20 protein-coding genes and 2 pseudogenes are annotated in these 20,255 nt (G+C 68.0%); 18 read left to right on the top strand and 4 right to left on the bottom strand.

The features are described from left to right. The first annotated feature begins 16 nt into the window (after positions 1-16). From ureE to D3272_RS09525, 6 genes are read left to right on the top strand one after another with little or no spacing between them, the layout of a single operon-like run. Entirely contained in the window at positions 17-466 is a 450-nt protein-coding gene (gene ureE / locus D3272_RS09550; RefSeq protein WP_129218941.1) for an urease accessory protein UreE, read from the top strand. Continuing rightward, a complete protein-coding gene (locus D3272_RS09545) occupies positions 459-1,130 on the top strand; it encodes an urease accessory protein UreF (protein WP_129218940.1) in 672 nt (223 codons plus the stop codon). Before ureE ends, D3272_RS09545 begins: the two co-directional genes overlap by 8 nt. A gap of 16 nt (positions 1,131-1,146) precedes the next feature. Then, positions 1,147-1,845: an urease subunit beta gene (ureB, locus tag D3272_RS09540; protein ID WP_129218939.1), complete on the top strand. Its 699-nt coding sequence runs from the start codon at positions 1,147-1,149 to the stop codon at positions 1,843-1,845. Between the two features lie 11 nt (positions 1,846-1,856). Continuing rightward, positions 1,857-3,563 carry an urease subunit alpha gene (ureC, locus tag D3272_RS09535; RefSeq protein ID WP_129218938.1) on the top strand — a complete coding sequence of 569 codons (1,707 nt, stop codon included), beginning with the start codon at positions 1,857-1,859 and terminating at the stop codon, positions 3,561-3,563. Positions 3,564-3,592: 29 nt separating this feature from the next. Continuing rightward, positions 3,593-4,201, top strand: a complete 609-nt coding sequence (ureG, locus tag D3272_RS09530; protein WP_129219114.1) for an urease accessory protein UreG — start codon at positions 3,593-3,595, stop codon at positions 4,199-4,201. Next, positions 4,198-5,046, top strand: a complete 849-nt coding sequence (locus D3272_RS09525; RefSeq protein ID WP_487343526.1) for an urease accessory protein UreD — start codon at positions 4,198-4,200, stop codon at positions 5,044-5,046. The genes ureG and D3272_RS09525 overlap by 4 nt, the downstream gene beginning before the upstream one ends. Positions 5,047-5,251: 205 nt before the next feature. Here the strand turns inward: D3272_RS09525 and D3272_RS09515 are convergent. After that, a pseudogene (locus D3272_RS09515) lies at positions 5,252-5,983 on the bottom strand (IS3 family transposase); the annotation flags it as partial. Positions 5,984-6,341: 358 nt separating this feature from the next. Between D3272_RS09515 and D3272_RS09510 the strand changes: the two are divergent. The 3 genes from D3272_RS09510 to D3272_RS09500 all read left to right on the top strand — a co-directional run bounded on the left by D3272_RS09510 (position 6,342) and on the right by D3272_RS09500 (position 9,225). Then, positions 6,342-6,596, top strand: a complete 255-nt coding sequence (locus D3272_RS09510; RefSeq protein WP_129218936.1) for a hypothetical protein — start codon at positions 6,342-6,344, stop codon at positions 6,594-6,596. Positions 6,597-6,745: 149 nt separating this feature from the next. Continuing rightward, entirely contained in the window at positions 6,746-8,560 is a 1,815-nt protein-coding gene (locus D3272_RS09505) for a pyrroloquinoline quinone-dependent dehydrogenase (RefSeq protein WP_245496468.1), read from the top strand. 83 nt (positions 8,561-8,643) lie between these two features. Beyond that, on the top strand, positions 8,644-9,225 hold the full coding sequence (locus D3272_RS09500) for a c-type cytochrome (protein ID WP_129218935.1): 582 nt from the start codon (positions 8,644-8,646) through the stop codon (positions 9,223-9,225). 73 nt (positions 9,226-9,298) lie between these two features. Here D3272_RS09500 and D3272_RS09495 read toward each other — a convergent pair whose 3' ends face one another. Next, complete coding sequence (locus D3272_RS09495; protein WP_129218934.1) at positions 9,299-10,225, bottom strand: ankyrin repeat domain-containing protein; 927 nt, start codon at positions 10,223-10,225, stop codon at positions 9,299-9,301. 166 nt (positions 10,226-10,391) lie between these two features. On the opposite strand from D3272_RS09495, the gene D3272_RS09490 reads away from it, so the two are divergent. Genes D3272_RS09490 through D3272_RS09470 form a run of 5 tightly spaced genes read left to right on the top strand, consistent with a single transcriptional unit; the run spans position 10,392 to position 14,452 of the window. Next, positions 10,392-10,739 carry a hypothetical protein gene (locus tag D3272_RS09490; RefSeq protein WP_129218933.1) on the top strand — a complete coding sequence of 116 codons (348 nt, stop codon included), beginning with the start codon at positions 10,392-10,394 and terminating at the stop codon, positions 10,737-10,739. Continuing rightward, positions 10,729-11,715, top strand: coding sequence for a PQQ-dependent catabolism-associated beta-propeller protein (locus D3272_RS09485; protein ID WP_129218932.1), 987 nt, complete (start codon positions 10,729-10,731; stop codon positions 11,713-11,715). The genes D3272_RS09490 and D3272_RS09485 overlap by 11 nt, the downstream gene beginning before the upstream one ends. Next, entirely contained in the window at positions 11,708-12,910 is a 1,203-nt protein-coding gene (locus D3272_RS09480; protein WP_129218931.1) for a type 1 periplasmic-binding domain-containing protein, read from the top strand. The genes D3272_RS09485 and D3272_RS09480 overlap by 8 nt, the downstream gene beginning before the upstream one ends. After that, complete coding sequence (locus D3272_RS09475; protein ID WP_129218930.1) at positions 12,895-13,647, top strand: ATP-binding cassette domain-containing protein; 753 nt, start codon at positions 12,895-12,897, stop codon at positions 13,645-13,647. Before D3272_RS09480 ends, D3272_RS09475 begins: the two co-directional genes overlap by 16 nt. 4 nt (positions 13,648-13,651) lie before the next feature. Beyond that, on the top strand, positions 13,652-14,452 hold the full coding sequence (locus tag D3272_RS09470; protein ID WP_129218929.1) for an ABC transporter permease: 801 nt from the start codon (positions 13,652-13,654) through the stop codon (positions 14,450-14,452). 143 nt (positions 14,453-14,595) lie between these two features. Here D3272_RS09470 and D3272_RS09465 read toward each other — a convergent pair whose 3' ends face one another. Together D3272_RS09465 and D3272_RS09460 are read right to left on the bottom strand one after the other, a co-directional pair. Further along, on the bottom strand, positions 14,596-14,937 hold the full coding sequence (locus D3272_RS09465; protein ID WP_129218928.1) for a c-type cytochrome: 342 nt from the start codon (positions 14,935-14,937) through the stop codon (positions 14,596-14,598). Between the two features lie 53 nt (positions 14,938-14,990). Beyond that, positions 14,991-16,304, bottom strand: coding sequence for a PQQ-dependent sugar dehydrogenase (locus D3272_RS09460; RefSeq protein ID WP_129218927.1), 1,314 nt, complete (start codon positions 16,302-16,304; stop codon positions 14,991-14,993). A 275-nt stretch (positions 16,305-16,579) separates the two neighbouring features. On the opposite strand from D3272_RS09460, the gene pqqA reads away from it, so the two are divergent. The 4 genes and pseudogenes from pqqA (at position 16,580) to pqqE (ending at position 19,709) form a co-directional block, all read left to right on the top strand. After that, positions 16,580-16,663 (top strand): pyrroloquinoline quinone precursor peptide PqqA, encoded by an 84-nt coding sequence (gene pqqA, locus D3272_RS09455; RefSeq protein ID WP_129219112.1) that lies wholly within the window; start codon positions 16,580-16,582, stop codon positions 16,661-16,663. A gap of 31 nt (positions 16,664-16,694) precedes the next feature. Beyond that, positions 16,695-17,591: a pyrroloquinoline quinone biosynthesis protein PqqB gene (gene pqqB, locus D3272_RS09450; RefSeq protein ID WP_129218926.1), complete on the top strand. Its 897-nt coding sequence runs from the start codon at positions 16,695-16,697 to the stop codon at positions 17,589-17,591. A gap of 8 nt (positions 17,592-17,599) precedes the next feature. Then, positions 17,600-18,618: pseudogene (gene pqqC, locus D3272_RS09445) on the top strand (pyrroloquinoline-quinone synthase PqqC). Next, a complete protein-coding gene (gene pqqE, locus D3272_RS09440) occupies positions 18,615-19,709 on the top strand; it encodes a pyrroloquinoline quinone biosynthesis protein PqqE (RefSeq protein ID WP_129218925.1) in 1,095 nt (364 codons plus the stop codon). The pseudogene pqqC and the gene pqqE overlap by 4 nt, the downstream one beginning before the upstream one ends. The last annotated feature ends 546 nt before the right edge of the window (positions 19,710-20,255 follow it).

Below are 20,255 nucleotides of genomic sequence, written 5' to 3'. Positions count from 1 at the left end.
CCGACGAGGCTCGCCCATGCTGAGGCTCCACGGCATCGTCGGGCATCGGGACGACCCGGAGGTCCAGTCTCGCCTCCACCACGTCGAGCATCACGGCGGGATCGAGTTCCTGTTCGTGCCCCCGCACGAGGCCGGGCGCAAACGCTTCCGGCTGGCGACCGACAAGGGAACCGACTGTGCCGTGAGCCTCGAGCGCGACGAAGTCCTGACCGACGGTGCCCTGCTGTTCCTCGCCCATGGCCGCGCCGTCATCGCGCGCTTCGGCGAGCAGGCGGTCTGGCGCCTGCGCCCCCGCGATGCCTCGGCGGCCCTGGGCCTCGGTTGGCACGCCGGCAACCTCCACTGGCGCGTTCGCTTCGAGGGCGACGTCCTCGTCGTCCTGCTCGACGGCCCGACCGACGAATATCGCGCCCGCATCGCTCACCTGCTGGCCGCCAATCTCCTCGAGGAGATCACCGATGTTTGATGCCGAGGCGGCGTTGGCGTTGCTGCAATACGGCGACAGCGCCTATCCGGCCGGCGGCTTCGCCTTTTCGTGGGGCGTCGAGGGATTGGCCGCCGACGGCCTGCTGGCGAGCCGCCAGGACCTCGACGACATCGCCTGGGAGCATCTGACCCTGCGGTGGAACAGTATGGACCGCCCCCTGCTGGGGCGCGCCTTTCGGGCCGCGGACGTCTCCGGCGTCACGGCGGTCGACCGTTACGCCGAGACCGCCACGCCCTCCGCGGCGATGCGTGAGGGGTCACGCCGGGCCGGGCGGGCGCTGCTCGGTGTCTCGGTCCGCCTCGGCGGTCCGCTGTCGACGCTGTATCGCGCGTCCGTCTCACAGGCGCCCCTCCTGGGCCACCTCGTGGCGGTGCAGGCCGTCGTCTACCGCGATGCCGGGCTCGACCTCGCGAGTGCGGAACTCGTCTCCGGGTGGACGCTGGTCAACGGCCTCGTGAGCGCGGCCGTGCGGCTCGGCGTCATCGGCCATGTCGAGGCGCAACGCTCGCTCGGGCTTTGCCGGGCCGTGCTGGCGGACCTGCTGGCCGAGCCCGTGCCGGCGGGAGCCTCCCCGTCGAGCTTCACGCCCCTGGTCGACATCGCGATCTCGCGGTCCCGTCCCGTCCGCATGTTCACCACCTGACAGCGAGACCAAGCCCATGATGAACTTGTCTCCGACGGAACTCGATCGGCTGGTCGTCTTCACGGCAGCCGAGATTGCGCGCCGCAACCGGCGCCTCGGCATCCGGCTCAGCCACCCCGAAGCGGTGGCGTTCCTGACCGACGAGGTCATGCTGGCGGCGCGGCGCGACCTGCCCTACGACGAGATCCGCGACATGGCGGGGCGCCTGCTCACCACCGACGACGTCGAGCCCGGCGTCGCCGCCATGATTCCCATGCTCTATATCGAGTGCCTCTTCGCCGAGGGCACCAAGGTCATCGCTCTGTTCGAGCCGATCGGGCCTGGTGAGAGTCCGGAAGAGAGCCGCCTCGTGCCGGGCGAGATCGTGTCGCCCGAGCACGACATTGCGGTGCTGGCCGGCCTGCCGGTGCTGACCATCGACGTCGTCAACACCGGGGACCGCGACGTCCAGGTGCGCAGCCACACGCATTTCTTCGAGGTCAACCGGGCGCTCGACTTCGACCGTTCCGCAGCCTGGGGCATGAAGATCGACCGGCCGGCCGGGACCGGCATCCGCTTCGAACCTGGGGTCGTCAAGGCGGTGCCGCTCGTGCCCCTCGAAGGGCACCGCGTGGTGCGCGGGCAGGCCGGGCTGGTGAACGGGCCGCTCGATGCTCCCGGTGCCCAACAGGCCGCGCTCGGCCTCGCCAGGGCTCGCGGCTACCTCGGGACTTGAGGAGACCGCTTATGGCGCGCTTGAGCCGGCAGGCCTATGCGGAACTCTACGGTCCGACGACGGGCGACCTCGTGCGCCTCGGCGACACGGAACTCTTCGCCGAGATCGAGCAGGATTTCACCGTCTACGGCCATGAACTCCTGATCGGGGCGGGCAAGAACCTGCGCGACGGCGAGGGCATCAACGGGCACCTGACATCCTCGGACAAGATCCTCGACATCGTCATCAAGAATGCCACGATCATCGATGCGGTCGCGGGCATCATCAAGGCCGATATCGGGATCCGGGATGGCCGGATCGTCGGGATCGGCAAGGCCGGCAACCCCGACATCATGCCCGGCGTCCATCCCGATATGGTGGTGGGGCACACGACGTCGCCGGTCTCGGGCGCGGCCTTCATCGTGACGGCCGGTGCGGTCGAGTCCCACGCCCATCTCGGCTCGCCCGAGCAATCCGACCATGCGCTCGCGGGGGGCACGACGACGATGATCGGCAACGGGCCGGGGCCACTCTTCGATGTCGGCAGCGGCAGCACCACCACCTTCGGCCGCTTCCTCCAGGCCGCAGAATTCTCACCGCTCAACTACGCCTTGTTCGGGCGTGGCTCCTCGAGCCCCGAGGCCGTCGAGGAATCTGTCGCGGCCGGCGGCATGTCGGTCAAGATCCACGAGGATTTCGGAGCCGCCCCGGCCGTGATCGACGGCAGCCTCGTGGCGGCGGAGCGACACGATTTCGCCGTGCATCTCCATACCGACTCGATCAACGAGTTCGGCTTCTGCGAAGACACGATGGCGGCCGTCGAGGGGCGGACGATCCACATGTATCACGTCGAGGGCGCCGGGGGTGGCCACGCGCCGGACCTGCTCAAGGTGGTGTCCTACGACAACGTCATCCCGTCCTCGACCAATCCCACCAACCCTTACACCCGCTACGGGCTGGAGGAAGGGGTGCCGATGGCGATGATCTGTCACCAGCTCAACTACAACATCCCCGAGGACGTCGCCTTCGGGGAGTCCCGCGTTCGCGCCCAATCGGCCGCCGCAGAGGATCTCCTGCACGACATGGGCGCGATCTCGATCTTCGGCACCGACACGCAGGGCATGGGTCGCCTCGCCGAGAACGTCGCCAACTGCTGGCAGCTCGCCAGCGTGATGAAGGAGCGCGTCGGACGGTTGCCCGATGAAACGACGGCGCGGGCCGACAACGAACGCATCAAGCGCTACGTCGCCAAACTCACGCTGAACCCCGCCATCGCGGTCGGCATCGACGCCCATGTGGGCTCGATCGAGGTCGGCAAGCTGGCCGATATCGTCCTCTGGCCGCGCGCCTCGTTCGGCATCAAGCCCTACATGGTGATCAAGAGCGGCTTCATCGTCTGGGCCGCGATGGGGGACGGCAACGGCAGCCTCGGCCTCGCCGAACCCATGATCCAGAAACGGATGTGGGGCGCGCTCGGCGCCGCGCCCCAGCAGCTCGGGGTCAACTTCGTCTCGAAGCTCGCCGTCGAGGCCGACGTGGGCCGCAAGCTCGGCCTCGGCAAGGCCATGGTGCCCATCAAAAACGTCCGCGGCCTGCGCAAGTCCGACATGGTCCGCAATGCCGCGAGACCCCACGTCGAGGTCGATCCCCAGACGTTCGAGGTGCGGGCCGACGGCCAGTTGCTCATGTGCGAACCGGCCGCCAGCGTGCCGCTTGCCCGGAGGTACATGCTGCGATGATCGCCACACACGACGCCAAGGGGACCCGCATGGCGGCCGCCCGGGTGGGGATCGGCGGACCCGTGGGATCGGGCAAGACGGCGCTGGTGGAGCGCCTGATCCCGTCCCTGCTGGCACGAGGCATCGACCTCGCCGTCATCACCAACGACCTCGTGACCGCCGAGGACGCCGAGCGGATCCGCCGCTCGGGCCTCATCGACCCCGCGAGGGTCTCGGCGGTCGAGGCGGGCGCCTGCCCGCATACCGTCATCCGGGAAGACCCATCGCTCAACATCGAGGCTGCCGACGACCTCGAACGCCGTTTCCCCGGCGTCGAGCTCATCCTCATCGAGAGCGGTGGCGACAATCTCGCCTCGACCTTCTCTCGCGACCTCACCGATTTCTGGATGTTCGTCATCGACGTCGGGGGTGGTGACGACATCCCGCGCAAGCGCGGCCCTGGCGTGGTCCGCTGCGATCTGCTCGTCATCAACAAGACCGACCTCGCCCCCCATGTCGGGGTCGAACTCGCCCCGATGCTGGCCCAGGCGCTCGACGTGCGCGACGGCCGTCCGGTGTTGCTGACGAACTGCCGCAAGGGGGAGGGAATCGACGCCGTGGTGTCGGCGCTCGAACGCGATGTGTTGTTCCGCGCGTGAACGCGACCGCCTGGGCACCTCGCCCTCAGCTCGACCTCGCCTTCGCCCGGCGCGGGGACCGGACCGTGCTGGAGCGACGCCTCTTCCGCTGGCCGTTCGTGGTGACCCGCACCTTCTCCCTCGACCGCGTCCCCGCCCATCTCCTGACGATGATCCTGCAGACGAGCAGCGGAGCCGTCCACGGGGAGGATCGGCTCGCGCAACGGTTCGCGATCGGTCCAGGAGCGGCCGCCCATTGCACGACGCAGGGGGCCTCCCCCATCCATCGTGCGCCACCCGGCGTCACGACGCGCGACGCGGTCGACATCCGCGTCGCACCGGGCGGGTATTTCGAATATTGGCCCAAGGCCCGTATCCTGTTCCCCGATGCCGCGCTCGACCAGACCGTCGACGTCGACTGCGCGCGGGGCGCCGCCGCACTGGTCGGGGACGCCTTCACGGTCCATGATCCCGAGGCGCAGGGTCGCGCCTTCCGGCATCTCTGCGCGACGCTGACGTTGCGGTGCGAGGGCGAGATCCTGGCCATCGACCGCCTCGACATTGGCGGGTTCGTCCGCGGCCCAATGGCGAAATTCAAGGCGTTCGGCACGGCGGTGTTCATGCTGCCAGGCAGAAGGGAGAGCCACGCGCGCCTCGCCGAGGATCTGTCGAAGGCACTGGCCGACGACCCAGCACTCTACGCCGCCGCCAGCCTGCTGCCCCACGAGGCCGGGCTCGGCGTCCGTCTGGCGAGCCCCGAACTTCGCCACGTGATGGCGGGCCTGGACGTGGTCCGGGCCCATATTCGCCGGCAAACTCACGGCTCGTCGCCGACGCAGAGGCAAGGTTCAGATGACCTGATCTGACCGGTTCGAACATGGATCGGGTTTTGGCGCGATGGCCGCCGCCTTCCAAGGCGCGAGGCGTGGTCGCCTCCGCCCCAGCCTGGGCGGGTCAAGGTCAAGCGTCGGGGATCACGGCTGTCGCCTCGATTTCGACCTGCCATTCGGGGCGAGCCAGAGCGCTGACGACGATACTGATCGGCCCCCACTTGGTGGTCCGGTATGAATGTTAGTGCGCCGTAGGCCGTTGCGCCACGGGCAGCTTGGCCGGCGAAGCAGGTCGTATTAGCGCAGCCGGCCAAGCGGCGTAGGTTGGCACCACCACTTCCGGGGCTGGCGGCCGGTACCCGAGCGATGCATGGGGCCTGATCGCGTTGTAATGACGACGCCAACTCTCGATGATGATCTCGGCCTCGCGGAGCGAGTAGAAGATCTCTCCGTTGAGCAGCTCGTCCCGGAAGCGGGCGTTGAAGCTTTCGACAAAGCCATTCTCCCAAGGTGAACCGGGCGCGATGTAGGCGGTTCTGGCGCCCACGGCCGAAATCCATGTCTGCACGGCCTTGGCGATGAACTCTGGACCGTTGTCGGAGCGGATGTGCTCCGGCATGCCCCGCAGGATAAACAGGTCGGAGAGGGCATCGATCACGTCGGTCGATTTCAGCTTGCGGGCGACCCGGATGGCCAGGCACTCGTGGGTGAACTCATCCACAACATTGAGAGTGCGGAACTTGCGGCCATCGTGGGTCCGCTCCTCGACGAAGTCGTAGGCCCAGACATGATCCCGGCGCTCGGGCCGGAGGCGAATGCAGGAGCGGTCGCCGAGCCACAGCCGCCCACGTTTCGGCTGCCGGGCCGGCACCTTCAGCCCCTGCTGACGCCAAATCCGCTCGACGCGCTTGTCGTTGACCACCCAGCCGGCATCCCGCAGCAGAGCGCTGATCTTGCGATAGCCGTAACGGCCGCTGTCGATTCAACCAGGACGATCAAGGCTGGTCGTTGACACCTCCGAAGCAGATCTTGAGCGGTCTCCCGACCTGCGGCGTCTCCCGTTTCTGCAGCACACGGCCTCCTGGATTCCTGGGCAAGACAAGCCTGCCCGGAGCAGGGCGCCGATGGCATCGTACCAAGCCTCGCTTTTGCCGGCCCTTGTAGACGACGGACTCCGTCGCCCGCGGTGATCCCGGCCTGTCACCCGCGACGCCTTTTCGCCGTCGTTGCTGCGGCGGGCAGTGAAAACACGGCCTGAAACCGGCGCAACTCACGGACCTTGGCGGGGACCTCGGAGTCGCGCTCGGCGTTGGATGGGGGGAGGACAAACCATGCGCAGTGTCATCGCGGTCGTTTTGACCTTATCGGCCATATCGGGCGGCGCTTTCGCCCAGAACGCGGCTCCGGCGGAAGTGCACACGGGCACGTTGCCGCAACCGGTCGGCACGACCCGGACGCAGCAGCCGGCTGGCGTGACCATCACCGGCGATGAGCAGCGCAAGTCGGGCAACACGACCCCGGGTACCCGTTGCCAGTCGGCCAGCGCAGAGATGACGAACGGGACGGTCGAGACCTGCGCCAAATAGGACGACGCGGGAGCGGTCGGCACCTACGCCTGATGCCGAGCCGCCCCGATGAGGAGGAAAACAATTGACCGTCGTGCCCTGTCGGTCCAGGCTTTACTCGGGTGAACGTCCCGGGCAAAGGGAACGAGGCCCGTGGCTGGAGGGGCGTCGTGAAGAACCTTGTGACCGCGCTGCTGTGTTCGGCAGCTTTGGGATTGCCCGCCGTGCAGGCGCAGGAAATCAAATCGGCCAGCAGGTACGGCGACCTATCGACCGTGTCGCAGGACATGCTGAACAGGGCCGCCTCCGACAGTCAGAATTTCCTCCAAACCAACGGCGACTACAATCAGCAGAGATACTACCCCAATCGACAGATCAACACCACCAACGTATCGAAGCTGCGCCCAGCTTGGATCTTCCAGACGGAAGTGAAGGAGTCGCTCGAAACATCGCCGATCGTGGTCAACGGCACGATGTTCGTGACCACCTCGTTCAGCCAAGTCTACGCGCTCAACGCCCGCACGGGCGAGGAATTGTGGCATTACGTGCCCAAGATGGGGCCGATCACCACTTTCTGCTGCGGCCCGAATAACCGCGGCGTCGCGGTGTCTGACAACATGGTCTACCTCGGCACCCTCGACTCGCAGCTCGTGGCCCTCGATGCCCGCTCCGGCAAAGTGATGTGGAAGACCGAGATCGCCGATCCCGAGGAGGGCTACAGCGAGACCATGGCGCCTACCGTGGTCGACAACAAGGTTCTGATCGGCACCAACGGTGGCGAATACGGCATCCGCGGCTTCATGAAGGCCTTCGATGCCAAGACCGGTAAGCTGATCTGGACGTTCAACACCGTCCCCGAGAACTCGGTCGGCGTGTGGGCCGAGAAGGACGCGACCGGGAAGGACCTCCACCGCGACATCGCGGCCGAGAAGGCCACGCTCGCCGCCATGTTGCAGCCCACGGCCGCCGACCAGAAGCAGAAGAGCGGCGCGGCCGACAGCGCCGCCAAGGTGGTGCCGGTGGTCGACAAGCCCGGTGCCACACCGTCCACCTCGGCGGCCCCGGCGCCCAAGGCAGCCCAGTTCTACAAGACGCTCGGCGGCGGCATCTGGCAGAACCCGGCCGTCGACCTCGAGACCCGACGCATCTACTTCGTGGTCGGCAATCCGTCGCCGGACCTCGACGGCTCGCAGCGCCCGGGCGACAATCTCTACACCGACTCGCTCGTGTCGCTCGACCTCGACACCGGCAAATACGTCTGCCACCTGCAGTACATCCCGCACGACGTCTGGGACTTCGACGCCGTCTCGCCCCCGGTCATCACCAAGGTGGCCGACAAGGACGGCAAGCCGATCAAGGGCGTGCTGCACGCCGGCAAGACCGGCTACGTCTACGTCCACGATGCCAAGGACTGCAGCCTCGTCCGCTATTCCGAGCCGATGGTCCCGCAGGAGAACATGTGGACCCTGCCCACCAAGGAGGGGGCTCGCATGCTGCCGGGCGCCAACGGGGGCGTGGAATGGTCGCCGCTCGCCACGGACCCCAACCGCGGGCTCGCCTACGCGATCAACCTGCACCAGCCCATGACCTATCAGGTGCAGAATTCGCCCTATCCCGACGGCAAGCTGTGGCTCGGCGGCGCCTTCAAGGTGATCCCGTCCGAGGAACAGTGGGGCAACATCACCGCGGTCGACTACAACACCGGGAAGATTCGGTGGCAGGTGAAGACGGCGCAGCCGATGATCGGTGGTATCCTGGCGACCGCCGGCGGCCTCATCTTCGCCGGCGAGGGCAACGGGCTGTTCAAGGCCTACGATTCCGAAAGCGGCTCGCCGCTCTGGTCGTTCCAAGCCGGCGCCGGCGTGAACGCGCCTCCGTCGTCCTACTCGGTCGAGGGAAAGCAGTATATCGTGGTCGGGGCTGGGGGTAACACCCAGCTCGACTATAAGCGTGGCAATTCCATCATCGCCTTCACGGTCGACTGACCGAAACGGCGACATCGTTGCCAGGAAGAGCGGGCTTGCGCCCGCTCTTTCCGTCATGGGATCAAGGCGAGGCAGGGTACGACATGGCGGTCCGACGTTTCACGGCCTGCGTTTCCGCAGCCGTCCTGGTATGGGCGGGCGTCTCGGCGGCGGCCCGCGCCGACACGATCGACGAGAAGGCGGCGGTCTGCTCGTCTTGCCACGGCGAGAAGGGCGTGCCGACCGACAAGAACATTCCCATCATCTGGGGCCAGCAGGAAGGCTACCTCTACCTGCAGCTCCGCGACTTCAAGAAGGGCGCTCGCAAGAACGAGATCATGAACGGCATCGCGGAGTCCTTGGAGAAGGACGACATGAAGGAGCTGGCCGCCTATTTCGCCGCCAAGCCCTGGCCGAACCTGAACCAGGCCTCGGCCAGCGACGCCGACGTGCTGCAGGCCAAGACGGCGAACAGCGCCGTCGGCTGCTCCGCCTGCCACCTCGACCGGTTCCAGGGCACCGGCACGGTGCCCCGCCTGTCCGGCCAGAGCCACGACTACCTGGCCAAGACGCTGGCCGAGTTCCGCAGCGGCGAGCGTGCCAACAACCCCGGCATGACCAGCCTCGCCCAGGCGACGCCCGAGCCCGACCTCAAGGCCATGGAAGCCTATCTGGCGGGTCTTTGAGGCCCGCCGGGCGCCGTCGCCCCGTCGGCAGCGGCGGTTCAGCTGCCGCGGCAGGGCGTGGCGGGGACGTGCTCTATCCCTTCGACGCCAGCTTGGCCCTGAGAGCCTCGGTCGGTGCGAGGTCGGCAGCCGTCTGCCCGCCCCTGTCGCGCAGCGTCCGGTCGGCGCCGCGGCGCATCAAGAGGTCGACCACCTCGTCATGGCCCAGCCCCGCCGCGATCATCAGCGGCGTGCGGCCCCGGTCGTCGTGCGCATCGATGGCCGCGCCCCTGTCAAGGAGCAACGTCACGAGGGCCACGCCGTCGTCGGGCGGCACGTCGTTGGCGTAGCCGGCCGCCCACATCAGCACCGTCAGGCCGTTGCCATAGGGCGCGTTGACGTCCGTCCCCGCCGCGAGCAGCCGCATCACCACAGGCGTGAAACCGCGCGCCGCCGCGTAGAGGATCGGGGTCTTGCCGCTGGCGTCGGCGGTCCTCGGAGCGGCGCCGTGGCTGAGGAGCAGGTCCACCAGCCGGGCGTTGCCGTTGTAGGCGGCCGCGGAGAGGGGGGTGACGCCGGCCCGCCCGGGCGTGTTCACGGTGGCGCCGAGCGCCACCAGCGCTCCCGCGGCTTTGAACCGGTTCTGCTCCACCGCGACGTAGAGCGGCGTGGAGCCCTGGACGTTGCGCTCGTCGACCTCCGCGCCGTGACGGGCCAGCAGCACGATCATGCCGTCGTGCCCACCGCGCGCCGCGTGGGTCAGGGCCGTCCCCCCGGTGCGGTCGCGCGCCGCCACCGACGCGCCGGCGTCGAGCAGGCGGGTCGCGAGCGCGTCGCAGCCGTCGTCGGCCGCCGCGAACAGCGCCGCGCTCACCTGGGGCGGCTCGAGCTCCGCGCGTTTCGCTTCGTAGCGGGCCGTCAGCGAATCGCAGGTGGAGGCGTCCGCCGCCAAGGCCGGTGCCGCGGGCGCCAGGCAGGCGAGCCAGAGGGCGGCTCCGGCGAGCAGGGGCTGGTGGCGCAAGGCGTGTCTCCCTCGGTATCTCGGCGAGGCCGGTCCGGCTCTTCGCCCCGGTTCCTACCGTTCCCGGCCCGTCGAAACCAGGGCGTTCGAACCGAAACGTCCTTGTGCCGACTGCGTCGGCATGATGAGGTCCGGCTCAATCACACGAGAGGGGGGACCGCGTCGGATGAGGCCATGGATCGTCGCAGGCTGCCTTTGCCTGGTGCTTCCCGCCACCGCCCTCTCGGCCGGCAAGAAGGGCATGCAGTTCTGGAACCTGACAGGTGAGACGCTGAGCGACGTGGCCCTGGCGCCGGTCGGCACGCGGGAGTTCGGCGCGAACCAGTGCGTCAACGACAAGGACGGCACGGTCGACTTCGACGAGAACCTCGTCATCAAGGGTGTGGCGCCCGGCCGCTACGATCTCCGCTTGAAGGACGTGCACGGCCGCACCTGCTATGCCCGGAACGTCGACGTGAAGGCCGACGAGACCTTTTCGGTGCGCGACAAGGACCTGGTGGACTGTGCCAAGTAGCCGACCGACGCGCGCCGCGGCGGCGACGCTCCTCATCGCCGCGCTGGTGACATCGCCCGCCCGGGCGGCCGGCACGGGGCAGATCTTCGTGTCCAACGAGCGGTCGAGCCAGATCTTCGTGCTGACGCCCGACGGGGACGTCACCGCATCCTTCGAGAGCTGCGGCAGGCCGCGTGGCATGCAGTTCACCCCCGACCATTCCCGACTGCTCGTCGCCTGCGGCAGCGACGACACCATTGCCGAGTATGACGTCGCCACCCACAAGCTCGCGAAGCGCTTCCGCGACGTGCCCGACCCGGAAGCCTTCGCGCTCAGCCCCGACGGTCGGAACCTCTACGTGTCCAACGAGGACGACGCCGAAGCCACCGTGATCGACATCGAGACCGGCGCCGTCGTGCAGCACTACCCGATGGGCGACGAGCCCGAGGGCGTGCTGGCGACGCCCGACGGCAGGCTGGTCTTCGTCGCATCCGAAGCCGCGAACCTCGTCCAGGTGATCGACGTCGCGACCAAGAAGGTCGTCAAGGGGATCATCACGGCCACGCGTCCCCGCCGCTTCACCATCACGCCGGACGGCAAGCACGTGTGGGTGTCGGACGAGATCGCCGGCCTCGTCGAGATCATCGACGTGGCGACGCTCGCGATCGTCGGCCGGGTCACCTTCGACGTGCCGGGCCTTCGTCATGACGAGATCACGCCGGTGGATATGGCGATCAGCCGTGACGGCAGAACCGCCTACGTCACGCTGGGCCGGGCCAACCGCGTCGCTGTCGTGGATGTCGGCACGCTCAAGACCACCGATTTCATCCTCACCGGCAAGCGTCCCTGGGGGCTCAGGCTCAGCCGCGACGAGACGCGGCTCTACGTCGCCAACGGCTTGTCCGACGACGTCGCGATCGTGGACACGGCGGCCCGCAAGGTGATCAAGGCCGTCCCGGTCGGCGTCATCCCCTATGCGGTGCTCATCGATGAATAGGCTGTCGATCGCCGCGTCCTGCGCCGCCCTGCTGTGCTGGCCGGCGATGCCAGCTGCCGCTGAGGACAATCCCAAGGCGGCCGGCGCCGCCGACCTCCACATCGTCTACCTGTCGCGACAGAACGATGCCGCCTACCAGCCGGTGCGGGCCGAAAACGGCGTGACCGTGCCGACGCTGCCCGACCCTTCGCCCGGAGCAGACCTCGCCATCCGCGACACGCGCGCCACCGCCCGTGCGGTCGATCTCACCGTCACGCTCGACCGGCGTGCCTGGCCCGAAGGTGCCCCGATCGACGGGGCCGCCGACGAGATCGCGCGATCGGGCGCCGTCGCCGTCATCGCCGACGTGCCGAGGGACGATCTCGTGGCCTTCGCCAAGGCAGCGCCGAAGACCCTGGCCGTCTTCGATGTGCGCCAGCACGACGACGACCTGCGCACCGGCTTCTGCGAGCTGCCGCTGTTCCACCTTCTGCCCTCCTTCGCGATGGAAACCGATGCCCTGGCTGAGTTCATCGTGCAGAAGAACTGGCGTCGCGCCTTCGTGCTCTACGGCCCGGCCGCCGCCGACAAGCACCTCGCCGACGACTTCGCCGCCTCGGCCAGGAAGTTCGGTGCCAAGCTGGTCGCCGCCAAGCAGTTCGCCATCGGCAACGACCCGCGCCGCCGCGACGACATCGACGTGTCGCTGATGACGTCGTCGGACGACTACGATGTCGTGTTCCTGGCCGATACAGGCGGCGACTTCGGCCGCTTCGTGCCCTGGCAGCTGTCCCGGCCGCGTCCCGTGATCGGCACCGAGGGCCTGCGGACCTCCGCCTGGGATGCGCTCGCCGAGCGGTTCGGCGCGCCGCAGGTCAACCATCGCTTCGCCCGTCTCGCCAAGCGCGACATGAACGATGGCGACTGGGCCGTATGGGCGGCGGTGCGCAGCGTCGTGGAGGCGGCGATCCGCAAGGGCGCCCGCGACGCGACCGCGATCGAGAAGAGCCTCGCCGAGGATCAGACGCCGGTCGACGTGTCCAAGGGCATCGAGAGCTCGTTCCGGCCCTGGGACCACCAGTTCCGTCAGGCCGTCATGCTCCGCTCTGCCGATGCCGTGGTCGCCTACGCGCCCTTCGAGCCGTTCCTCCACCGCCGCACGCCCCTCGATACGCTGGGCGTCGATCTCGAAGAATCGCCATGCCGCCCGCAGTAGCGGCGCCCGCCGTGGTGGTGGCGAACCTGTCGAAGCGCTATGGCCGGATCCAGGCGCTGGACGACGTCTCCTTCACCGTGCCGGTGGGCTCCGTGACGGCGCTGCTCGGCCTCAACGGCGCCGGCAAGACGACGCTGTTCCAGATCCTCACGGGGCTGTTCGTCGCCGATGCCGGGCGCGTGTCGGTCTTCGGTGACGACATCGCTTCGGCGCCGGTGCGAGCGCTGGAGCACATGGGGATCGTGTTTCAGCAGCCCGTGCTCGACCTCGACCTGACGGTGGGCCAGAACCTCGGCTTTCACGCCGGGCTGCACGGCCTGCGACGCCGCCGCGCCGCCGACGCCATCGCGGAGGGGCTCGGCCGCCTGCGGATCGGCGACCTCGCCGGAAAGCGCGTCCGAGACCTGTCCGGCGGGACGCGCCGCAAGGTCGAGCTCGCACGCGCCCTCGTGACGAGCCCGCGCCTGCTGCTGCTCGACGAGCCGAGCCAGGGGCTCGACACGCGCAGCCGCGCCGACCTCGTGACCGACGTCTTCGCGCTGGCGGCCGAGCGCGGCACGTCCGTACTCTGGGCCACCCACCACGTCGCCGAGGTGGCATCGGCCGACAGGGTCGTGGTGCTGCACCGCGGACGCGTCGCGGCCGACGGAACGCCGTCCGGCCTGAGCGAGGCCCAGAACGTCGATACGCTGGAAGCGGCCTTCCTCGGCATCGCGCGACGCGACGCGATGGCCTGATCCGATGTCCGTCACCGTCCTCCTCGCCATCGTGTGGCGCGAACTCCTCCGTTTCCGCCACCAGACCAGCCGGCTCGTTTCGGCCCTGGTCCGCCCGACGCTGTGGCTCGTCGTCTTCTCGGCCGGGTTCCAGAACGTGCTCGGCATCTCCATCACGCCGCCCTACGCGACCTACATCACCTATGACGTCTACATGCTGCCGGGGCTCCTCGGCATGGTGCTGCTGTTCCAGGGCATGCAGTCGTCCCTGGCCCTGGTGTTCGACCGCGAGGCCGGCATGCTGCGCCTGTTGCTGACCGCGCCGACGCCGCGCTGGTTCGTGCTGCTGGCGAAACTCGTCGCGGCAGCCGTGCTGTCCGTGGTGCAGGCCTACGTGTTCCTGATCGTGGCGGCGCTGTTCGGCGTCGACATGCCCCGCTTCGCCGCGCTGACGCTGCTGCCGGCCCTGGTGCTCGCGGGCTTCACGCTGGGCGCCGTCGGGCTGCTGCTCACCGTCTATGTCCGGCGGATGGAAAACTTTGCCGGCACGATGAATTTCGTGATCTTCCCGGCGTTTTTCTTCTCGACGGCGCTTTATCCGACTTGGAAGGTGCAGGACAGCGGCGCGACGTGGATCCTCGCCGTGATCCGCCTCAACCCCTTCACCTACGTCGTCGAGATGATCCGCTTCGCCGCCTATGGGCGCTTCGACGCGGTCTCGTGGGCCACGACGGCGGCAGTCGGGCTCGCCGCGTTTCTCCTGTCGGTGCGAGGCTACGACCCGCAAAAGGGCATGTTGGGGCGGAAACCGCGCGACGAAGGGTGAGGCTCGGCCAGGGGCCTCCGATCATGCCGCCGGACGCGAGCGCAACGCCGTCCACCGCCAAAGCGGCCCGACCGCGGCGCGGCTCACGCCTGAACGCGGCTCGGGACCGGCCCCTTCCATCCCCGTGGTGACCGCCATCCCGTTCACGGCTTCGGCGGCGGCGTGACGGAGATCTTGATGCCGGAATAATAGGCCGCGAGATCCGCCATGTCGCCCTCGCTCAGGGTCTGAGCGACGGTGTTCATGATCTCGTTCTTCCGCTCGCCGCTATGGTAGGCCTTGAGCGACGAGACGATGTAGATGTCGACCTGACCGGCGAGGTTGGGCGCTTCCGGCAGCTTCGACAGGCCGTCGCGTCCATGACACGAGATGCAACCTGCCGTTTTGATCTTCTGTGCGCCGGCCGCGGCCGACCCTTCGGCATGCGCCAGGCCCGGGACGAGCGCGCCCACGACCACCATGAGGCGACAGACAACAGACTTCATGCGACGACCTCCATGGCGCCCCGCTCGCGGTCGTGGCGAGCGGGGCGTTGCTGTCACTTCTTGCCGTCGTAGGTGATGCGATAGACGGCGCCGGCCAGATCATCGGAGACGAGGAGGGATCCGTCGCGCATCTGTTCGACGTCGACCGGGCGCCCCGTATACTCGCCGTCCTCGTCGAGCCAGCCTTCCGCGAAGGGCTTCGAGCCCCCGATCGCCTTGCCGTCGGCATCGAACTTGGTGACCATCACGCGGGCGCCCACCGGCACGGTGCGGTTCCAGGATCCGTGCTGGGCGGAGAAGATGGCGCCCTTGTATTCGGCGGGGAACATCCTGCCGCTGTAGAAGCTCATGCCGAGGTCTGCGGCATGGGCAGCTTCCTCGACGACCGGGAAGGTCACGTCGGCGGGCGGGGTCTGGTCCTTGTACTCGGCCGTCCGCGTATGTCCGCCGCCGTACCAGGGAAACCCGAAGTTCTGCCCCGCCTTGGTGGCGTGGTTGATCTCACCCGGCGGGATGTCGTCGCCCATCCCGTCGACCTGGTTGTCGGTGAACCACAGCGTCTTGTCCTTGGGATCGAAATCCATGCCGACCGAATTGCGGACGCCATGGGCGAAGATCTCGCGGTTCGTGCCGTCGCGCTCCATCCGCATGATGCTGCCGAGACCTGCCTTATAATACATGTCGTACTTCTCGGGCGCGTAGACATTGTAGGGCTGCCCGACGGCGATATACAGCTTGTTGTCCGCACCGACGCGGCAGACGCGTGCCGAGTGGTTGAAACTCTCCTCGCTCGCCGGGATCAGATCGCCCTGCTTGACGACCTGCGCCACGGCGACATCGGGGTTCTCATAGAAGAACTCGGCGGCCGGAAAGGTCAGCACTCGGTTCTGCTCGACCGTGAACAGGAACCCGTCCTTCGAGAAGCAGATCCCGTTCGGGTTGTTGAACTTGATCGTCGGCGCGAACTCCCGAACGTCCTCGGCGGCTCCGGTATGGCCGCGGTCGGTCAGCGTATAGATCTTGTCCTTGCGGGTCGACACGTAGGCGACGACGCCTTGAGGGCCGACCGCGATCATCCGCGCGTCGGGAACGAGCGCGTAGAGGGAGATCTTGAAGCCGGGTGGAAGCTTGATGCCTTGAAGTGTCTTCCTGATCGCGTCGGCTCGCTCCCCACCCTGGGAGATGGACACCAAGGTATGGGCGCCGGTCGACTTGAAGTCCTGCAGTTTATCGATCGGGGCGCCCGCCGTCACGGCAGGCGCGTTGGTTGCTGGGGGCGTGTCGGTCGTATTGGTGTTCTGGGCCCGCGCCGTGGATCCGACCATCAGGGCGCCTGCGGCAACCGCCGCCAGCAACGCTATTCTCATCGGTGACCTCCCATGCTCGAAAGAGCTTGCTTCGCGGACCAGTCTGCGCTGGCCTCGGACGGATGCTAGATCCGGATCCGGCACGATGACAAGCCGGAGCCTGCTCGAATCCTACCGCGAGGCTGCGGGGTTTTCTGCATTCGGGGCCGGGGCCGGCGCCTCCGGAACCCGGGACGTCGAGCACGGTCGCGCCCGCCCTCCGGGTTTACGCGGAAAGACGGCGCGTGATACGATCTCAAGGCTGCGTACCGAAGCAGTGACATACGGAGGGAATCATGGCCTGGTCCACACCGGTGATCGAGGAGATCTGCCTCGGCATGGAAGTGACGAGCTACGAGTCGGCCGAGATCGAGTTCTGATCGGCTAGACGTCGAGCGTGACTGCCGGGCCGTGAAGATCGTCATCCTTGGCTCGGCCGCGGGCGGCGGCTTTCCGCAGTGGAATTGCCGGTGCCCCACCTGCCAGCTTGCCTGGACGGGAGACCCGCGTGTCTCCCGACGCACGCAATCGAGCCTCGCCGTCACCGCCGACGGTCGGGACTGGGTGTTGATCAATGCTTCGCCCGACCTGCGCCAGCAGATCATCGCCACCCCGGACCTGCACCCCCGCGAGGGGTCGCGGGACACGCCGATCGCCGCTGTCGTGCTGACGAACGGCGACGTGGACCACGTCGCGGGCCTTCTCACTCTGCGGGAGCGCCAGCCTTTCGCGCTTCATGCGTCGCCCTCCCTGCAAGCCCTCCTCGACACCAATCCGGTCTTCGGTGTGCTCGATCCCGCTCTGGTGAGCCGACACGTCATGACGCTCGAGGTGCCGAGCACGATGGCGGGGCTGCGGTTCACGTCCTTCGCGGTGCCGGGCAAGGTGCCGCTTTTCTTGGAGTCCGGCGACGTCGAGATCGGGCGAGAGACCGACATGACAGTCGGGCTCGTCATCGAAGCGGCGGGACGCCGGGCCATCTACGTGCCCGGCTGCGCCTCCGTCACCGACGCCTTGCTGGAGCGCGTGGCAGGCGCAGACCTCCTCCTCTTCGATGGCACGACCTACACGGACGACGAAATGGTCAGGCTCGGTCTGTCGCCCAAGACTTCGGCCCGCATGGGCCATGTCGCCATGAGCGGCCCGCACGGATCCGTGACGGCGCTGGCCGGAACCGCGGTGGCGCAACGGGTCTTCGTGCACATCAACAATACCAATCCGGTGCTGGTCGAGGGCTCGCCCGAGCGGAAGGCCGTCGAGGCTGCCGGCTGGCGGATCGCTCACGACGGGATGGAGGTCGCGCTGTGACCGGGCTGATGGACCCCGACGGCCTCGAAGCCGCCCTGCGGCGGATCGGCGCCGAGCGCTACCACAATCTCCACCCATTCCACCGCCGCCTGCACGACGGAGACTGCACCCGCGACGAGGTGCGAGCCTGGGCGCTCAATCGCTACTATTACCAATCGATGATCCCCATCAAGGACGCCACGGTCCTCACTCGCATGGACGACCCCGCGCTTCGGCGCGAATGGCGCGAGCGCATCATCGACCACGATGGGCGCGAGGCCGGCGACGGCGGCATCGCGCGCTGGCTGAAGCTGACGGCGAGCCTTGGCTTTTCCGACGACTACGTCACCTCGACGCGCGGTATCCTCCCCGCCACGCGCTTCGCCGTCGAGGCTTATGTGAACTTCTGCGCCAAGCGGCCGCTGCTTGAGGCCATTGCGTCGTCCCTGACGGAGCTGTTCTCGCCCCAGATCATCGGCGAACGGGTGTCCGGCATGCTGGCGCACTATCGTTTCGTCAGCCGCGACACGCTCGGCTACTTCACGGCGCGGCCGCACCAGGCCAAGCGCGACAGCGACTTCGCGCTGGACTTCGTCCGTCGCCACGCGCTCACCGAGGCCGAGCAGGCGGCCGTGCTGGCGGCGCTGCGCTTCAAGTGCGACGTGCTGTGGGTTCAGCTCGATGCGCTCTGGGGCGCCTATGTGGCGGGGGCGGTCCCGCCGGGCGCGTGGCGCCCGGGTGACCTCGTCCAGGAGGATGGGGTGTGAGCGACGCGCCCGATCCCTCGTCCCGCCCCACCCTGCCTCGTGGCGTGCGGCTCAAGCACGACGCGCTGCGCGGCGAGTGGGTCCTGCTGGCGCCCGAACGCCTGCTCAAGCTCGATACCGTGGCGGTCGAGATCCTTCAGCGCTGCACCGGCGAAGCCACGTTCGACGCCGTGGTGGACGACCTCGTGCGGGTCTTCGCCGCGCCGCGCGAGCGCATCGCCGCCGATGTCGGCACCATGCTGTCCGGTCTCGCGGCCAAGCGCCTGCTGGACTGGCGATGAACGCCCCTGCGCCGCCCGTCGGGCTCCTCGCCGAACTGACGCATCGCTGCCCGCTCGGCTGTCCCTATTGTTCCAACCCGCTCGAACTCGAAGGCCGCGAGGCCGAGATGTCGACGGAGGAGTGGCGGCGCACCTTCACCGAGGCCGCGGCGCTCGGCGTCATGCAGGTGCACCTGTCGGGCGGGGAGCCGGCCGCGCGGCGCGACCTCGTCGACCTCGTCGCCCATTGCGCGGCAGCAGGCCTTTACACCAATCTCATCACCTCCGGCATCGGGCTGACCGCCGAGCGCATCGCCGCGCTCTCCGCCGCCGGGCTCGACCACGTTCAGCTGTCGATCCAGGACAGCGACGAGGAGAGCGCGGACCGGATCGCCGGCTACCGCGGGGCCGCGGCCAGGAAGCGCGAGGTGGCGGCGGAGGTCGTGCGTGCCGGATTGCCTCTGACCGTCAACGCCGTCATCCACCGCGCCAACATCGGTCGTGCCGGCGCCCTGCTGGAACAGGCGATCGCCTGGGGGGCGCGGCGCGTCGAGATCGCCCACGCGCAATACTACGGTTGGGCCCGACGCAACCGCGCCGCCCTGATGCCGAGCCGCGCCGAGGCGATCCGCGCCATTGCCGAGATCGAGGCGCTCAAGGCCGCCCATGCCGGGACGATCGTGGTGGACCACGTCATCCCCGACTACCATGCCACGTACCCCAAGGCCTGCATGGGCGGCTGGGGGCGGCGGCTCATCAACGTCACGCCGACCGGGCGCGTGCTGCCCTGCCACGCCGCCGAGACCATCCCGGGCCTGGACGTCTGGTCCGTGCGGGAGCACGGGCTCGGCGAGGTCTGGGCGTCGTCGCCGGCCTTCGTGGCCTTTCGCGGGACGGACTGGATGGTCGAGCCCTGCCGGTCCTGTTCACGCAAGGGCGTCGACTTCGGGGGATGCCGGTGCCAGGCGCTGGCCCTGACCGGGGATGCCCGCAACGCCGACCCCGTCTGCCACCTCTCACCGTTCCACGGCCAAGTCGATGCTGTGGTGCTGGCCGAGACCGGATCGGTGGTGCCAGACTACGCTTATCGGAGCCTTCGTTTAAAGGATTGATATTTCAATGAACTGAAGTCGATTTCATCGATCGATACTGGTCGGCGGACATCCGTCATGAAGATGATGACGGGGCTGGGCTCGTAAGGCGAGAACCTAGAGACAATGAAACAGTCGATCGGCGGCGTCGCTCACGGTTGCGACAACCTGCTTTAGGGAGTCTCCGGCGGCGCGCAGCTTCCGAGGAGCCCGCGATCGACCCCTGAACACCGGAGCGCGATCCGCGATAGCCCGTCCGAGCCGCCCAGAACGCCAAAGACCTGATGAGCCCTGTGGGCGCGCTCCGAAGCAGACGTCCATAGGATGGCAACGATGCCTCTGGCTGACTCGGCTCGCTCGAGCAGTGTCGGCTTTCTCCGAGTCGCCTTGGCGACGCCAGGCCGATGACACTGCTCTCGATTCGAGAGCTGGAGCGAATTCACCGAAGGCGAAAGCGCTCTAGTTGTGAGCTTTCCATAGGTTGTCCATCCGATCCGAACCGAGGAAGCTGAGGTTGCGACGCTTCAGCCCCAAGGGAGGGACCGGATGAACATCCACAAGAATGCC

It is taken from the genome of Lichenibacterium ramalinae, assembly GCF_004137085.1.
GTDB lineage: Bacteria > Pseudomonadota > Alphaproteobacteria > Rhizobiales > Beijerinckiaceae > Lichenihabitans > Lichenihabitans ramalinae.
The sequence above is the reverse complement of the archived record's forward strand: the minus strand, read 5'-3'. Positions and strand labels throughout refer to the sequence as shown.

Coding starts and splice junctions, on each gene's coding strand:
- pqqE (WP_129218925.1), top strand. CDS start 18,615: ATGAACGCCCCTGCGCCGCCCGTCGGGCTCCTCGCCGAACTGACGCAT.
- D3272_RS09460 (WP_129218927.1), bottom strand. CDS start 16,304: ATGAGAATAGCGTTGCTGGCGGCGGTTGCCGCAGGCGCCCTGATGGTC.
- D3272_RS09500 (WP_129218935.1), top strand. CDS start 8,644: ATGGCGGTCCGACGTTTCACGGCCTGCGTTTCCGCAGCCGTCCTGGTA.
- ureB (WP_129218939.1), top strand. CDS start 1,147: ATGATGAACTTGTCTCCGACGGAACTCGATCGGCTGGTCGTCTTCACG.
- D3272_RS09545 (WP_129218940.1), top strand. CDS start 459: ATGTTTGATGCCGAGGCGGCGTTGGCGTTGCTGCAATACGGCGACAGC.
- D3272_RS09510 (WP_129218936.1), top strand. CDS start 6,342: ATGCGCAGTGTCATCGCGGTCGTTTTGACCTTATCGGCCATATCGGGC.
- D3272_RS09480 (WP_129218931.1), top strand. CDS start 11,708: ATGAATAGGCTGTCGATCGCCGCGTCCTGCGCCGCCCTGCTGTGCTGG.
- D3272_RS09470 (WP_129218929.1), top strand. CDS start 13,652: ATGTCCGTCACCGTCCTCCTCGCCATCGTGTGGCGCGAACTCCTCCGT.
- ureC (WP_129218938.1), top strand. CDS start 1,857: ATGGCGCGCTTGAGCCGGCAGGCCTATGCGGAACTCTACGGTCCGACG.
- D3272_RS09475 (WP_129218930.1), top strand. CDS start 12,895: ATGCCGCCCGCAGTAGCGGCGCCCGCCGTGGTGGTGGCGAACCTGTCG.
- D3272_RS09465 (WP_129218928.1), bottom strand. CDS start 14,937: ATGAAGTCTGTTGTCTGTCGCCTCATGGTGGTCGTGGGCGCGCTCGTC.
- D3272_RS09490 (WP_129218933.1), top strand. CDS start 10,392: ATGAGGCCATGGATCGTCGCAGGCTGCCTTTGCCTGGTGCTTCCCGCC.
- ureG (WP_129219114.1), top strand. CDS start 3,593: ATGGCGGCCGCCCGGGTGGGGATCGGCGGACCCGTGGGATCGGGCAAG.
- ureE (WP_129218941.1), top strand. CDS start 17: ATGCTGAGGCTCCACGGCATCGTCGGGCATCGGGACGACCCGGAGGTC.
- pqqA (WP_129219112.1), top strand. CDS start 16,580: ATGGCCTGGTCCACACCGGTGATCGAGGAGATCTGCCTCGGCATGGAA.